Origin of the sequence: Bordetella ansorpii (assembly GCF_900078705.1) — a bacterium.
Classification (GTDB): Bacteria; Pseudomonadota; Gammaproteobacteria; order Burkholderiales; family Burkholderiaceae_B; genus Bordetella; species Bordetella ansorpii_A.
Window position 1 is genome coordinate 484,160 of sequence record NZ_FKIF01000002.1, and the last position, 14,339, is coordinate 498,498.

The 14,339-nt window shown below is 63.0% G+C and carries 15 protein-coding genes; 9 read left to right on the forward strand and 6 right to left on the reverse strand.

Annotation, left to right across the window (positions count from 1 at the left end):
• The first annotated feature begins 207 nt into the window (after positions 1-207).
• From A6745_RS05860 to rpsJ, 6 genes are all read left to right on the forward strand, one after another.
• Positions 208-951 (forward strand): response regulator transcription factor, encoded by a 744-nt coding sequence (locus tag A6745_RS05860; protein WP_231885918.1) that lies wholly within the window; start codon positions 208-210, stop codon positions 949-951.
• Positions 952-1,415: 464 nt separating this feature from the next.
• The gene (gene rpsL / locus A6745_RS05865; protein WP_005017264.1) at positions 1,416-1,793 is read left to right on the forward strand and encodes a 30S ribosomal protein S12; all 378 of its coding nucleotides are present in this window, start codon (positions 1,416-1,418) and stop codon (positions 1,791-1,793) included.
• Between the two features lie 163 nt (positions 1,794-1,956).
• Positions 1,957-2,427 carry a 30S ribosomal protein S7 gene (gene rpsG / locus A6745_RS05870; RefSeq protein ID WP_066124678.1) on the forward strand — a complete coding sequence of 157 codons (471 nt, stop codon included), beginning with the start codon at positions 1,957-1,959 and terminating at the stop codon, positions 2,425-2,427.
• A 20-nt stretch (positions 2,428-2,447) separates the two neighbouring features.
• Positions 2,448-4,550: an elongation factor G gene (gene fusA, locus A6745_RS05875; RefSeq protein WP_066124679.1), complete on the forward strand. Its 2,103-nt coding sequence runs from the start codon at positions 2,448-2,450 to the stop codon at positions 4,548-4,550.
• 81 nt (positions 4,551-4,631) lie between these two features.
• A complete protein-coding gene (gene tuf, locus A6745_RS05880) occupies positions 4,632-5,822 on the forward strand; it encodes an elongation factor Tu (RefSeq protein WP_066124657.1) in 1,191 nt (396 codons plus the stop codon).
• Positions 5,823-5,928: 106 nt separating this feature from the next.
• Positions 5,929-6,240, forward strand: coding sequence for a 30S ribosomal protein S10 (rpsJ, locus tag A6745_RS05885; RefSeq protein ID WP_003806903.1), 312 nt, complete (start codon positions 5,929-5,931; stop codon positions 6,238-6,240).
• A 153-nt stretch (positions 6,241-6,393) separates the two neighbouring features.
• On the opposite strand, the gene A6745_RS05890 is transcribed toward rpsJ, so the two are convergent.
• The 6 genes from A6745_RS05890 to A6745_RS05915 form a co-directional block, all read right to left on the reverse strand.
• Positions 6,394-6,684 carry a PAAR domain-containing protein gene (locus A6745_RS05890; protein WP_066124682.1) on the reverse strand — a complete coding sequence of 97 codons (291 nt, stop codon included), beginning with the start codon at positions 6,682-6,684 and terminating at the stop codon, positions 6,394-6,396.
• A gap of 46 nt (positions 6,685-6,730) precedes the next feature.
• Positions 6,731-7,333, reverse strand: coding sequence for a hypothetical protein (locus tag A6745_RS05895; RefSeq protein ID WP_156513290.1), 603 nt, complete (start codon positions 7,331-7,333; stop codon positions 6,731-6,733).
• Between the two features lie 4 nt (positions 7,334-7,337).
• The gene (locus tag A6745_RS05900) at positions 7,338-8,165 is read right to left on the reverse strand and encodes a hypothetical protein (RefSeq protein ID WP_066124684.1); all 828 of its coding nucleotides are present in this window, start codon (positions 8,163-8,165) and stop codon (positions 7,338-7,340) included.
• 94 nt (positions 8,166-8,259) lie between these two features.
• Entirely contained in the window at positions 8,260-9,087 is an 828-nt protein-coding gene (locus A6745_RS05905) for a hypothetical protein (protein ID WP_066124685.1), read from the reverse strand.
• A 1-nt stretch (position 9,088) separates the two neighbouring features.
• Positions 9,089-9,562, reverse strand: coding sequence for a hypothetical protein (locus tag A6745_RS05910; protein WP_156513291.1), 474 nt, complete (start codon positions 9,560-9,562; stop codon positions 9,089-9,091).
• A 48-nt stretch (positions 9,563-9,610) separates the two neighbouring features.
• Positions 9,611-11,761: a type VI secretion system Vgr family protein gene (locus A6745_RS05915; protein ID WP_082852910.1), complete on the reverse strand. Its 2,151-nt coding sequence runs from the start codon at positions 11,759-11,761 to the stop codon at positions 9,611-9,613.
• Between the two features lie 454 nt (positions 11,762-12,215).
• Here A6745_RS05915 and A6745_RS05920 point away from each other — a divergent pair, with 454 nt between their 5' ends.
• The 3 genes from A6745_RS05920 to A6745_RS05930 are packed head-to-tail and all read left to right on the forward strand — an operon-like array spanning position 12,216 to position 14,333.
• A complete protein-coding gene (locus A6745_RS05920; protein ID WP_066124691.1) occupies positions 12,216-12,863 on the forward strand; it encodes an STN domain-containing protein in 648 nt (215 codons plus the stop codon).
• A gap of 13 nt (positions 12,864-12,876) precedes the next feature.
• Entirely contained in the window at positions 12,877-13,389 is a 513-nt protein-coding gene (locus tag A6745_RS05925) for an RNA polymerase sigma factor (RefSeq protein ID WP_066124693.1), read from the forward strand.
• Positions 13,389-14,333, forward strand: coding sequence for a FecR family protein (locus tag A6745_RS05930; RefSeq protein WP_066124695.1), 945 nt, complete (start codon positions 13,389-13,391; stop codon positions 14,331-14,333). The genes A6745_RS05925 and A6745_RS05930 overlap by 1 nt, the downstream gene beginning before the upstream one ends.
• Positions 14,334-14,339 lie beyond the last annotated feature (6 nt).

A 14,339-nucleotide genomic window follows, 5' to 3' on the forward strand; every position in this document is an offset into this window, starting at 1 on the left:
TGCGCTTTGGTCGGGGCGAGGGAAGAGGTCGAATTCGCCGCAGCGATTCGCATGCTTGGCGGATGATAACGCAAGCACCCGCTCACAAAACCCCCCAAGCGATACAAATGTCAATCATTGCAAAGTTAACGGATTTTGACTGGATGTATCACGCAACGACCAGCCACACTGTGTCAATTACGTTGTACAGGAATCGCATCGACCAACATGGCAACCGATGCATGCGGACTCAGCGAGATCACGATGAAGCAACTCAGCATTCTGATCATGACCACGGACGACACCTACCGCGAGCGCTCGCTGGCGGCAATGGGGCAGGCCGGCGTCGTCGCTCGCGGCTGCACGACGCCGCTGGAACTGTTCGGCCTGCTGGAAGAGGTCGACTGCCACATCGTCGTGCTGGATCTCTCCGAACTGGGTGAGCTTGGATATGCCGTCATCACGCGCCTGCGCGGCGCGGCGGATCTGGGCATCGTCGTCACGGGCGCCCAACTGACATTGGAAGCCAGGCTGCGCTGCCTGCAAAGCGGCGCCGACGCCTGCCTGCCGTCGCCCGTCGACGAGCGCGAGCTGGCCTGTGTGACGGTCGCCCTGGCGCGCCGGCTGCTGCCCACGATCGGCGCCCACGCCGAACCGGGCCCCCCCACCGATACCGGCCGCTGGGAATTGCGCGACCAGGACTGGACGCTGATCGCGCCCGCTGGCGTGCATCTGTCGCTGTCCGCGAATGAGCGTCTGATCGTGCGCGCGCTGCTGGACCTGTCCGGCCGCTCGATCGGCCGCGCCGACCTGGCCGCCCAACTGGCCAGCGAAGGCGAGGCCGGCCGCACCACCGGGGCGCGCAGCATCGACGTCATCATCAGCCGCCTGCGCCGCAAGGCCGAACTGGCCGGCGTCACGCTGCCGATCCGCACGGTCTACGGCAGCGGCTACCTGTTCGCCAACCCCTGATTTTCGTCCTGCGCGGCCTCCCGGCCGCGTTGCTTCCCAGCAACTTTGACAACTCGGCCCTTTTGAGCTAACCTCTCGGGCTCGCTACTTCATCTGCGCGAAAAGGCTCGCCAGCAGGTATCAGGGTAAACCCCTAGTTCGGGTTTCATGTCTGGTTCAGACCCCTGGTTTTTGCAATGACGGCTCAGACGTCCCGCGCGCAACAAAACCTGGCTAGAAGCACTTCCCGGCTGCACAACCCGGGACGGAAATCGACGGCAGGCGTGCAGATGAATTGTCATGCTAGTTGTGCAAGATAAGTTCATGCAAAACCCGCAAGACCCGCTCTTTTACGTATGCGACGTTCGAGGCGGTTTGGCGTCTAGTGTGAACTGCCTCCATCCAGCGCCACGGCATCCGGCGCCGGAGGAGTCGCCAGTACTCCAAAGTACTTCCAGTGGTACGTAAAAGGGATTTCAAAGGTCATGCCTACCATCAGCCAACTCGTGCGCAAGCCGCGCGAAGTCAGCATCATCAAGAGCAAGAGCCCTGCGCTCGAAAACTGCCCGCAGCGCCGCGGCGTCTGCACGCGCGTCTACACCACCACCCCGAAGAAGCCGAACTCGGCTCTGCGCAAGGTCGCCAAGGTTCGCCTGACCAACGGCTACGAAGTCATTTCGTACATCGGCGGTGAAGGCCACAACCTGCAAGAGCACTCGGTGGTCCTGGTGCGCGGCGGCCGTGTGAAGGACTTGCCCGGTGTGCGTTATCACATCGTGCGCGGTTCCCTCGACCTGCAAGGCGTCAAGGACCGTAAGCAGGCCCGTTCGAAGTACGGTGCCAAGCGCCCGAAGAAGGCCTGAAGCAGTATCCGCAGTAGTCCAGGCAGCGGCAAGCCGTTGATTGGATAGTGCAAACGTGCCGGCCCGATGCCGGGAGGCGCGGAACGTAAGGGGTCGTCTGAATGGACGGCCATGGCCGTGTAAAGAAGCACGGTTCAACTGAACAGACACAAGGAAGCAAGAAATGCCCCGTCGTCGCGAAGTACCCAAGCGCGAGATCCTGCCCGATCCCAAGTTCGGCAGCGTCGAGCTCGCCAAGTTCATGAACGTCGTCATGCTGGATGGCAAGAAGGCCGTCGCAGAACGCATCATTTACGGCGCCCTCGACCAGGTTCAGAGCAAGACTGGCAAAGAGCCACTGGAAGTCTTCTCTCTGGCCATCAACAACATCAAGCCCATCGTCGAGGTCAAGAGCCGTCGCGTGGGTGGTGCCAACTACCAGGTCCCGGTCGAAGTGCGCCCCGTGCGCCGTCTGGCCCTGGCCATGCGTTGGCTGCGTGAAGCCGCGAAGAAGCGCGGCGAAAAGTCGATGGACCTGCGCCTGGCCGGCGAGCTCATCGACGCATCTGAAGGGCGTGGCGCCGCGATGAAGAAGCGCGAAGACACGCACAAGATGGCCGAGGCCAACAAGGCCTTCAGCCATTTCCGCTGGTAAATCAACTGGACTAATCCACCATGGCCCGCAAAACCCCGATCGAGCGCTATCGCAACATTGGTATCTCTGCGCACATCGATGCAGGGAAGACCACCACTACCGAACGCATCCTGTTCTACACCGGCGTCAATCACAAGATTGGCGAAGTCCACGACGGCGCAGCCACGATGGACTGGATGGAGCAAGAGCAAGAGCGCGGCATCACCATCACGTCGGCAGCAACGACGGCGTTCTGGCGCGGCATGGCTGGTAACTATCCCGAGCACCGCATCAACATCATCGACACCCCGGGCCACGTGGACTTCACCATCGAGGTGGAACGTTCCATGCGCGTGCTCGACGGCGCCTGCATGGTGTACTGCGCGGTGGGCGGCGTTCAGCCCCAGTCGGAAACCGTCTGGCGCCAGGCCAACAAGTACGGCGTGCCGCGCCTGGCCTTCGTCAACAAGATGGACCGCACCGGCGCCAACTTCTTCAAGGTCTATGACCAGCTGAAGGTTCGCCTGCGCGCCAACCCCGTGCCCATCGTGATCCCGATCGGCGCCGAAGATACGTTCGCCGGCGTGGTCGACCTGATCAAGATGAAGGCCATCCTGTGGGACGAAGCCAGCCAGGGCACGAAGTTCGACTACGTCGACATTCCGGCCGAACTGGAAGGCGCCGCCGCCGAATGGCGTGAAAAGCTGGTCGAGGCGGCTGCCGAGTCGTCCGAGGAACTGATGAACAAGTACCTCGAAACGGGCAGCCTGGAAGAAGCCGAGATCAACCTGGCCATCCGCCAGCGCACGATCGCCGGCGAAATCCAGCCGATGCTGTGCGGCACCGCCTTCAAGAACAAGGGCGTGCAGCGCATGCTCGACGCCGTCATCGACTACCTGCCCTCGCCGATCGACATTCCGCCGGTCGACGGCATCGACGACGATGGCAAGGAAGTCACCCGCAAGGCCGACGACAACGAGAAGTTCTCGGCGCTGGCGTTCAAGCTGATGAGCGATCCGTTCGTGGGCCAGCTGACCTTCGTGCGCGTCTACTCGGGCACGCTGAAGTCGGGCGACACGATCCTGAACCCCATCAAGGGCAAGAAGGAACGTATCGGCCGCATTCTGCAGATGCACGCGAACAACCGCGAGGAAATCAAGGAAGTTCTGGCCGGCGACATCGCCGCCGTCGTGGGCCTGAAGGACGTCATCACCGGCGAGACGCTGTGCGATGTCGACTCGCCGGTCACGCTGGAGCGCATGGAGTTCCCCGAGCCCGTGATTTCGCAGGCCGTCGAACCCAAGTCGAAGGCCGACCAGGAGAAGATGGGCCTGGCGCTGTCGCGCCTGGCGCAGGAAGACCCGTCGTTCCGCGTTCGCAGCGACGAAGAATCCGGCCAGACCATCATCTCGGGCATGGGCGAGCTGCACCTGGAAATCCTGGTTGACCGCATGAAGCGCGAATTCGGCGTGGAAGCCAACGTGGGCAAGCCCCAGGTTGCCTACCGCGAAACGATCCGCAAGGTCTGCGAGGAAATCGAAGGCAAGTTCGTCAAGCAGTCGGGCGGTCGCGGCCAGTACGGTCACGTCGTTCTGAAGGTCGAGCCCCTGCCCCCGGGCGGCGGCTACGAATTCGTCGACGCCATCAAGGGCGGTGTGGTTCCTCGCGAATACATCCCCGCGGTGGACAAGGGTATCCAGGAAACGCTGCCCTCGGGCATCCTGGCCGGCTACCCGGTGGTGGACGTGAAGGTCACGCTGTTCTTCGGTTCGTACCACGACGTCGACTCGAACGAAAACGCGTTCAAGATGGCCGGCTCGATGGCCTTCAAGGACGGCATGCGCAAGGCCAGCCCCGTGCTGCTCGAGCCCATGATGGCCGTTGAAGTGGAAACGCCGGAAGACTACGCCGGTACCGTGATGGGCGACCTGTCGTCCCGCCGCGGTATGGTGCAGGGCATGGACGACATCATGGGTGGCGGCAAGGTCATCAAGGCCGAAGTCCCCCTGGCCGAGATGTTCGGTTACGCGACCAGCCTGCGTTCGCAAACGCAAGGCCGTGCCACGTACACGATGGAATTCAAGCACTACGCTGAAGCTCCCAAGAACGTCGCTGACGAAGTCATCGCCGCTCGGGCCAAGTAATGAAACCGCCGCGTCCTTCATCCGAAGGACGCGGCACCCCAAATATTCCAAATCTCCTTGCAATCCAGAAGGATATAGATCATGGCAAAAGGCAAATTCGAACGTACCAAGCCCCACGTGAACGTGGGTACCATTGGCCACGTTGACCACGGCAAGACGACCCTGACGGCAGCGATCACGACGGTTCTGTCGACGAAGTTCGGCGGCGAAGCCAAGGGCTACGACCAGATCGACGCTGCTCCCGAGGAAAAGGCGCGCGGCATCACGATCAACACGGCCCACGTCGAGTACGAAACGGAAACGCGCCACTACGCGCACGTTGACTGCCCGGGCCACGCGGACTACGTGAAGAACATGATCACGGGCGCCGCGCAGATGGACGGCGCGATCCTGGTGGTGTCGGCCGCTGACGGCCCGATGCCGCAGACGCGTGAGCACATCCTGCTGAGCCGCCAGGTGGGCGTGCCGTACATCATCGTCTTCCTGAACAAGGCCGACATGGTGGACGACGCCGAGCTGCTCGAACTGGTGGAAATGGAAGTTCGCGAACTGCTGTCGAAGTACGACTTCCCGGGCGACGACACCCCGATCGTCAAGGGTTCGGCCAAGCTGGCGCTCGAAGGCGACAAGGGCGAGCTGGGCGAGCAGGCCATCATGGCGCTGGCCCAGGCGCTGGACACGTACATCCCGACGCCCGAGCGCGCGGTTGACGGCGCGTTCCTGATGCCCGTCGAAGACGTGTTCTCGATCTCGGGTCGCGGCACGGTGGTGACCGGCCGTATCGAGCGCGGCGTGGTCAAGGTCGGCGAGGAAATCGAAATCGTCGGTATCAAGCCGACGGTCAAGACGACCTGCACGGGCGTGGAAATGTTCCGCAAGCTGCTGGACCAGGGCCAGGCAGGCGACAACGTCGGCATCCTGCTGCGCGGCACCAAGCGCGAAGACGTCGAACGCGGCCAGGTGCTGTCCAAGCCGGGCTCGATCACCCCGCACACGGACTTCACGTCCGAGGTGTACATCCTGTCCAAGGAAGAAGGCGGCCGTCACACCCCGTTCTTCAACGGCTATCGTCCCCAGTTCTACTTCCGCACGACGGACGTGACGGGCACGATCGACCTGCCGGCCGACAAGGAAATGGTGCTGCCGGGCGACAACGTGACGATGACCGTCAAGCTGCTGGCCCCCATCGCCATGGAAGAAGGCCTGCGCTTCGCCATCCGTGAAGGCGGCCGTACCGTCGGCGCCGGCGTCGTCGCCAAGATCCTCAAGTAATACCCCTTGAGGCCGCCCGTTCCGATGGAACGGGCGGCAGCAATTCTTCCGGGGTGGTAATCTTGCCGCCCCGAATCGCCGCAACATTCGTTCTTTAGGAATCGCCATGAAAAACCAGAAGATCCGTATCCGCTTGAAGGCTTTCGATTACAAGCTGATCGATCAATCCGCCGCCGAGATCGTCGACACCGCCAAGCGCACCGGCGCCGTGGTCCGTGGCCCGGTGCCGCTGCCCACCCGCATCCGTCGCTATGACGTGCTGCGTTCGCCGCACGTCAACAAGACGTCGCGCGACCAGTTCGAGATCCGCACGCACCAGCGCTTGATGGACATCGTCGATCCGACCGACAAGACGGTCGACGCCCTGATGCGCCTGGACCTGCCGGCTGGCGTGGACGTGGAAATCGCGCTGCAATAAGCGACGCAAGCAATACCGATTCCATGGCGCGCCCGGCGCGCCATGACACCGCGGCGGACTTCATCGAAGTCCGCCGCAGTCGTTTTGGGGCCTGCTTCCCTGCATGCCCGACGACCTGCGCCGTCGCGCCGCAGCCGGGCCGATATCGAGCGCTCAGCCGCCGATGAAGACCGTCCCGGAGCCTTCGGCGATCTGGCCGCCGCACGAGATGGGGTCGCCCATCCTGCCGGCGGCCTTGCCGTTGATGAACACCGAGCGGGAGCCCGTGGCCAGCGCCCGCGCGTGGTCGGGCTCGTTCGGCCGGGCATGCGAGGCGAAGGGATCGCCCTCGCGCACCGCGGGCTTGCCGTCAATGCTGACGTCGGGCGAGGCGCCGATGCACGGCGTCGGCGGTGCGCCATCGTGATCGGAGGCTTGATCGTCGAGGCGGGCGGCGGCTGGCATGGGGTCGATGTCTCCGAGCGGGTGGGACGGTAAGCGGGCCTGGCGCTCAGCGCCGGCCGTCCGTCTGGATGAGCTTGATTTCGGGATGGGACAGGAATTGCTGGAAGTCCTTGGGCAGGGCGTGCAGCGCCGCTGGCGTGCAGTCGACCGTCACCTGCTCCGGGCGCGCCGCCAATGTCACGTACACCTTCATCCTGTCCGCCAGCAGGTGAGGCACGACAGATGACAGGGTCTGGTCTTCGAACAGGAACACCGGGTTCATCGATCGGGCGGCAATGAAGAAGGCATCCTCCTTGGGCACCGAGGGCGTGGCCTCGGTCCAGGCTTGCCATACCTGTTCGTCGCTGGCGCCGTCGCACCAGGACAGCGACGCCGCCCCGACGTGCGTCCAGCCGGCTGCCGCGCACAGGCTGGCCCAGGACGCGGCGGGGATGGATTGCAGTTCGCGGCGGATCGATATTTCTCCTTCGCCGATCAGCGCGGAAACGCCCGCTGCCCGCTGCGGGGGCGACGTCCTGGCGAAGCGGGCAAACAGATTGGCATTCGAGTGCTGAATGCGCCAGAGGTCCGGCATGCTTTGGCCACCCTGGGACAGGATGGCGCCGGCCAGGGCCGGCTTGCTGGGATCCACTGCTTGCTGAGTATTCATCGGGTTACGGGATCGGTTGCTGCATCAGGCGTGCAGGATTGAAATGGGTGTCTTCGATCTTGCAGCCCGCGGGCGGCAGGCCCTGCAGATAGGGGTGCAGATTGGGAATCTGCCGATAGGGCTGGTCGTAGCTCGGTGCGCTGTTCTCAACGACGCAGCGCGCACGGGAGCGGGCAGCCAATTCCCAATACAGGTTCTTGGGGCCTTCGACGCTCCAGACGCCTGCCGATACTCCCAGGCCGCCTGCCACCAATCCCGTTCCGGTATTGGCAATCGTGGCCTGGAAGATGAAATCGCTCGTGAATCCGCCCTTCACGCCGTTGTAGCCCTCGATCCGATAGATCCCGGCAGCGCCGACGGCTTCGATCTCGGCGCCAGCAATGCCGCCGGGCATGCCGGCCAGATCATCGAAAGAAAAGGGTTTGGTTGCGTATACCAACTGAGGAATAGCCTTCTTCATGCGCTCGTAGAGCGCCATGCCGCTGTTTGCCCCGGCTTGCTCTCTTTCCATGGTGACAGCATCGTCGATCTGCTTGGCGTCTCCGGCAAGGTCGTTCACCTTTTCGAAGGCCAGGGCATCCCTGGCGGAGCCGCCCACTGCCTTGAATATCTTGCCAATGGGGGCGCTGACGGTGACGCCGCAATTCAGGATGTTCACCACGCTGATGGCCATACTGTCGAGGCCGAGAAAAATGAAGCTGTGATAGCCGCACACGACGGCTAGGCTACCCTCGTACGAAATGAGCCAGCGCCTGGATTTGGCGCCCATGGTGCCCACCCAATCCTCGGGCCTCATCAGGTCGTTGCCGAACGGAAAGTCTGTGTCGCTCATGTCATCGGCTCCGCAGTCGCGGAAAGCGGTACCTGTCTTCCGTGGATGGCATAGCAGATAGGGGCCGCCCGTACACGCCGATCTTGCCAAGCCATCATGGATAGCCTCGTTGGAGTGTCTTCATTGGATTGAAGTGGGTTTCGTTCAAAGAGCACCCTGCCGGCGGCAAGGACTGCAGATACGGATTCAGGTTTGGAATCTGCCGGTACGGCTGATCATAGCTAGGGGAAGTGTTCTCCACCGAGCAACGTGCCCGTGAGCCGGTTGAAAGCTCCCAATAAAGATTGTGTGAACCTTCGACGCTCCATACTCCCGCGGAAACTCCCACGCCCGCTGATACAAGGCCAGTCCCGGCATTGGCAACCGTTGCGGAAAAGAAATAGTCGCTAGTCATTCCGCCCTTCAAGCCGTCATAACCGTCGATGCGATACAAACCCGCGGCGGCGCCGATTTCGATTTCAGCGCCAACGATGCCTCCCGGCATCCCCGCTAGATCATCGAACGAAAAAGGCTTGGCAGCAAAAATTACTTGAGGGATGCCCCGCTTCATACGCTCGTAAAGCGCCATCCCCGTAGTGACGTTGCGCTGCTCCCGGTCCGTGTTGATGGCGTCGTTTATTTTCTTGGAGTTTCCGACCTTTTCATTCGCGCTTTCGAGATCGAGCGCGCCGCGGGACGTCCCTCCCGTGCTCTTGAACACTTTGCCGATCGGCACGCTGAGGCTCGGACCACAGTTGTAGATGGTCACCAGACTGATGGCCAAGCTGTCCAAGCCAAGAAAGATGAAGCTATGGTAGCCGCATGCAAATGTCAGACTGCCTTCGTAGGATATCTGCCATCTCTCGGATTTCGTGCTCGAAAGACCGAGCCAGTCATCGGGCTTGGACAGGTCGTTGCCAAAGGGAAACTCCTGGCTGCTCATATCACTGATCCGCGGGTGTCATGAAGCAGTACTTTTTTTCCCTGAATTGCATTGCGACATACCGGCAACCGCTCCAGTTTTCGCTCAGGCAGACCTGCTCGGGGTCCGCCATTTCTTTCATGGTGCATTTCTCGTTCTTACACACCGTCGTATAAAACTTCCCCGTTTCCAAGTGGCCGGCGGAAATGATGGTCTTGTCCTTTTGCGGGTCAAGGGCCTCGAATGCATTCACCAGGGCCTGCTGCTGCTGGCGTGTGCCAAATGGCGGCTGTCTTCCAATGGTCAGCTCTCCGGCCAACACCATGTTCTTGGTGTACTCGGAATACTGGTCGCTGCCGCAGGACAGCTCGCCCTGTGCCGACGCCAGCGGCGGCTTACTCTGCTCACCAAAAAAATGCGATGCAATCCACACGCAGGCGATCAAGAGCAGCAATGCCCCACCCGAAATAAAAAACTGCCGCTTGTTGTGAATCATGACGATCAATGTCTTTATGCGATTGGCTGAGTGTTGAAATGACGGAGATCAATTCAGATTGATCTTTTTGGACGAGAGCGCAATCTCGTTCTTCGCCTGCATTTCGATGCCGTTCTCGAAATCCAGAAAGAGCGTGTCTCCACTGAGTCTGATGAAGCCGTCTGCGGTCAAGCGCAGTTCCGATTTGCCGACCTGGACATGGAACTCGCCATTCGACGTCAGCGAGACAGTATTGGCGGCATCGGCCGAGAAATGTGAACCCGACGTGAACTGTATCGAATGCCCCGCGCTCTCGACGATGGTGCCTCCCACCGTCACGGTCTTGGTCAGGCCCACGAACTGCGTCTTCACGCCGGCCGTGGCTTCGTTGATGGCCTGGTCGGCGAACAGCGAATACACGCCGCGTCCCAACTGGTTGATGCCGGGGATGGGCAGCGACTTGGCGACATCGGCGATGCCTTCCACCAGCTTGCGGAACGAGCTGGTCAGCACGCGTCCCACCCCGCTGGGTCCGACGTGCAGCGTCATGTTGCCGTGCACCGACTCGCTGTGATTGCCATCGACCTCGATGGCCTTGTGGCGGCCCACGGACTGCACCCAGTTGTTGTCGATGCGCTCGGTATGGTTGTTCTTGGTCTTCTCGTTGCGGTCCTTCTGCGCCAGGACGTAGATCTCTTCCTCTCCGATCTTGTCCTCGAAGCGCAGCGCATTGGCCGTGTGATAGTTGCCGCCCGGGCTGGAGCGCGTATAGATGCCCATCTGGGTCTCGTTGTCGGGCAGCTTCCATGGCGGCATCTTGGCCGCGTTGTAAACCCGGCCCGTGATGATGGGGTAGTCCGGATCGCCATTCAGAAAGTCCACGATCACTTCATCGCCGATGCGCGGCACCTGGATCGCGCCGAAATTGCCGCTGGCCCAGCTGCTCGATACCCGGATCCAGCACGAGCTGTTCTCATCCCGGCTGTCGTAGCGGTCCCAGTGAAAATGCACCTTGACCCGGCCGTACTCGTCGGTCCAGATTTCCTTGCCCGCCGGGCCCACCACCACCGCGGTCTGCGGGCCCTTGGTGCGCGGCTTCTCGGTGACCCTGGATGGCCGGAAGGGCAGCTTCGTATCCTGCACCGTCAGCATGAACAGGCAGCGGTGGCCCTGCGAGGGGTCGTCGCCCACGGAGCTGTAGTTGTTTTCCTTCAGGTCGTAGCGCGTGGCCAGCACCAGGTATTCGCGATTCTCTTCCGTGCGCGGGCAGCCCATCAGGTTGAACAGCGAACCGGTGGCCACGCCCCGGGCCGTACTGCGCAAGGTGCGCGTGTCGCGCACGTGGTGCTGTTCCTGCATGCGCTGGCGCGCGTAGCGCTCGCCTAGCGTGGTGTCGCCGTAGTTGCCCGGCCAGTCGTACACTTCGGCCTGGCTGTGCTCGTGCTTCAACGGGATCTGCTGCCGCGCCTTCAGGTCGGCGTTGGGCGTGACGAAGTTGTAGTCGTTGGTCGTGTACCGGCCCGGCCGCAGGTCCTGGTACACCGCCATCTGGGTCATGTAGTCCTGGCGCGGCAGCGTCAGCTTGTCCTCGGGGAAATACGCGACCTGCTCGTATCCGGCCACGGTCTTGTGGCTCTGCACTTCGTCGCTCATCACCAGCGTGTGCTTGTCTTCGACGTGCCGGAAATAGTAGTGGATGCCTTCCGCTTCCAGCAGCCGGCTGACGAACTGGAAATCCGTCTCGTCGTACTGCACGCAATAGACGCGCGGCTCGTAATTCTCCGCCAGCTCGAATTCGAATGTATGACCGTAAGGCGAGAGCACCTGCTTGATGGTGTCGGGTACGGTCTGGTTCTGATAGATGCGGAATTCTCTTTTGTGCGTGGCCAGCCATAGCCAGGGCACCACCACGGCCTCGTAGGCGAAATAGCGATCCGTATCGGCGGCCAGACCGACCAGTGCGAACCTGGCGATCACGCCGTGGATATACCTGGGCGAGGCTGCCGCTTCTATGGTCAGGGTCAGCGGCTGGCCCAGCAGGCTTCCCACGTCGACCTGCATCGAGCGATGCAGCAGGCGCACCCGGTATTCCGACAAGGCGGACAGCGCGTCCGTGCCCTGCATGGCGTCAAACAGGAATCCGGAGGGCTCGGCCCCGACTGAAACCCGGATCACTCGATCTGCATTCAATATGTCTGATACGTCTGAAATCGAAGGCATCTCACCCCGCGTGATAGAGCGGTGCTCCTTTGAATCGTGTTGTCATAAAACGGTAGTGAATCCGGGCATACTAATGGAACCAGAGCGGGCGGATCATCGAAATTTGTTTCAAATAGTCGGGTGTGCTTCTGCCGGTAACGAGGCGGCAAAATACAAGAACCGGCGGGTTTATTGCGACCGGGCAGAATGCCCCCGCGCGGCGTCCTGGTCCTCGGCCGCCTCCGCCGAGCCAGTGGCATGCTCGTCATTCCGGGCATGCGGGGGCCGTTTCGTGGCGGGCAGGGCGCACCGTTTTTCGGTGGCATGTCACGATTCGGTCAGATTGGCTTTCTAGACTGGCTGCCTTTGCACGCTCGGGGGTGGTGCGCGATGCGCGGCGCCTTCTGACCGGCACCCGTCTTTCGACCCAATGATTTCCTCATGGTACCGACACCCGCCGCGCGTCGTGCTTGGGATGATGGCGGCCGTCATGTCGTGCGCCATGCTTTGCGTCGTCCTGGCTCCCGATGCTTGCGCGCAGATGCAGGTCCCAGCCGCGCAGGACTTCGACATACCCCGTCAACCGCTTCAGGCGGCCCTGGAGCAGTACGGCATTCGCACCGGACAGGCGTTGCTTTACGAGACCCGCATCCTGGCCGGGCGCTTTTCTTCGCCCGTGGTCGGCCGGTATACCCCGGACGCCGCCTTGCACCGACTGATCGAAGGTACCGGTGTGCGTGCCGACTATGTCAGCGCGCACGCCTTCGTGCTCTCGCTCGATGCCGCGGCGCCGCGCGCGGCCGCCCGGGTTCCGGCCGGCAAGGCGCGCTACTACGGCCTGCTGCAAGCAGGGATAGAGCAGGCACTGTGCGCAGACCCCGCCACCGCGCCCGGCGCCTATCGCGTGGGCATGCGGTTCTGGCTGGATGGCGCCGGCGTGATGCAGCGGTTCGAAATGGCAGGAACGACCGGCGATGTCGTTCTCGACGAGAAGATCGTGGTCCGGCTGCGAGGGTTCAGCGTGGGCGAGCCGCCGCCATCCGGCGTGCGCCAGCCCCTGACGGTGTTGATCGAGCCTGGGGACCGCGCCACCACGGGCGATTGCGCGGCCCGGCTGAACTAACCAGGCGAAGACGATGAGCACCTATACGCTGGCGGAACTGCGGCATTTCCTGACCGACCGCTACGACGCGCTGAAGCGCCGCCTGGCCTACCAGTTGGGTAGCGAAGAGCGTGCCGGCGATGCGCTGCATGACACCTGGGTGAGACTGAACGGTCGCGATGACATGCCGCCCGTCGACAACCCGCAGGCCTTCGTGCTGCGCATGGCCGTCAACTCGGCGGTCGACCGCTGGCGCAAGGACACCCGGCTGGTCAGTGCGTCGGAAATCGACGATCTGCTGCAGCTGGACGATGCCGAACTCGGACCGCGCCACAGCCTCGAAGCCCAGTTCGAACTGCAGCAATTGCTGCGCGTCCTGGACGAGCTGCCGGAGCGGCGGCGGCAGATATTCCTTGCCATACGCATCGATGGCGTGACGCGGAAAGAACTGTCCAAGCAATACGGCATTTCGCAACGCGCCATCGAGGCCGAATTGCGCCGCGCGCACGACTATTGCGCGCAACGGCTGGACAGGGGAGGGGTGTGATGCAAGATCCCATCCTCGACAAGCAGGCGCGCGACTGGCTGCGCCACCTGACGTCCGGGCAGGCCACCGGCCGGGACGTGAAGCAGTTCGAACAGTGGCGCGACGCCAGCGCCGAGCACCGGGCGGCCTGGAACAGCGCGCGCCGGACCTGGCGCGACCTGGGCGACCTGGGACGCGCCTGGCGCGAGCGCCGGCCCGCCGAGCAGCCGCGCCGTTCGCGGCGCAGGCTGATTCTGGGCGCGGGGCTGGCGGCGGGCGGCGCCGCGGCCACCGCGCTGGCGATGTTCCCGCCGATGGCGCTCTGGCCGTCGCTGCGCGAATGGGGCGCGGACTATCGCACGGCGGTCGGCGAGCAGCGCCGGCTCGCGCTGGCCGGCGACGTGCATGTCGTCATGAACACGCGCACCAGCCTGTCGGCCTGGCTCGAGGCCGGGCAGCAGCGCATCGAGCTGCTGGAAGGCGAGGCCGCCTTCGAGTGCAAGGATGGGGACCGGTCGCTGGAGATCCTGGCGGGCGATGGCAGCATCCGGGCCGGCCTGGCCAGCCTGGACGTGCGGCGGCTGGGCGGCAGCGTCTGGGTGACCTGCCTGGACGGCCAGGCCGAGGTGCTTCACGGTGGGCGGCGGCTCACGCTGGGACCCCGGCAGCAAGTGCGCTACAACGGGCAAGACATGCTGCCCATCGTCGCCGTCGCGAACCCCTCGGCGGCCGCCTCCTGGCGCAATGGCGTCGTGGTGATCGACAACCTGCCGTTGCCCGACGCCATCGACGAGATCAACCGCTATCGACCAGGCCGGGTGGTCCTGGTCAACGACAGGCTGGCCGGACGCCGCCTGAGCGGGCGATTTCCCATCGGCGACCTCGACGTGGCGCTGGTCCAGATCGAACGCCTGTTGGGCGCGACCCTGCGGTACGGACCTGCCGGATTGGTGCTGATTGCCTGAGCGATG